Origin of the sequence: Burkholderia sp. BCC1996 (genome assembly GCF_905339955.1) — a bacterium.
In the GTDB taxonomy this organism is placed as follows: Bacteria; Pseudomonadota; Gammaproteobacteria; order Burkholderiales; family Burkholderiaceae; genus Burkholderia.
This window is the reverse complement of the sequence record NZ_CAJPHM010000091.1, coordinates 1-714: the sequence shown is the minus strand read 5'-3', so window position 1 is coordinate 714 and position 714 is coordinate 1. Positions and strand designations below refer to the sequence as shown.

The window sequence follows — 714 nt, the reverse complement described above, 5'->3', positions numbered from 1 at the left end:
AGTTTCAGCGCGACCGAAGGCGTGAACGACGTACAGGTTCGGCAAACCGATATCGCCGGCAACACGTCCGACCCGACGTCGTTCAACTTCACGCTCGACACGTCGGCCGCGGCGCCCGGTGTGGCCCTGACCACCGATTCCGGCAGCAGCGCGTCCGACCACATCACCAACGTCGGCACGCTAAACCTGACCGGTGTCGAAACCGGCGCCACCGTCGAATATTCGATCGACGGCGGTCACACCTGGAGCACCAGCTTCAATGCCACCGAAGGCGTGAACGACGTACAGGTCCGGCAGACCGATATCGCCGGCAACACGTCCGATCCCACGTCGTTCAGCTTTACGCTCGATACCTCTGCGGCTGCACCCGGTGTCGCCCTCACCACCGATTCGGGCAGCAGCGCGTCCGATCACGTCACCAATGTCGGCACGTTGAACCTGACCGGTGTCGAGACCGGTGCCACCGTCGAATATTCGACCGATGGCGGCCATACCTGGAACACCAGCTTCAATGCCGTCGAAGGCCTGAACGATGTGCAGGTCCGGCAAACCGATATCGCTGGCAACACGTCCGATCCGACTTCGTTCAGTTTCACGCTCGACACGTCGGCCGCCGCGCCCGGTGTCGCGCTCACCACCGACTCCGGCAGCAGCGCATCCGATCACGTCACCAACGTCGGCACGCTGAACCTCACCGGTGTCGAGACCGGCGCC

The 714-nt window shown here is 63.6% G+C and carries 1 protein-coding gene; it reads left to right on the top strand.

The features are described from left to right. Positions 1–714 (top strand): Ig-like domain-containing protein (locus tag U4Z64_RS37335; protein WP_321822686.1); only part of this gene is annotated, 714 nt, incomplete at both ends.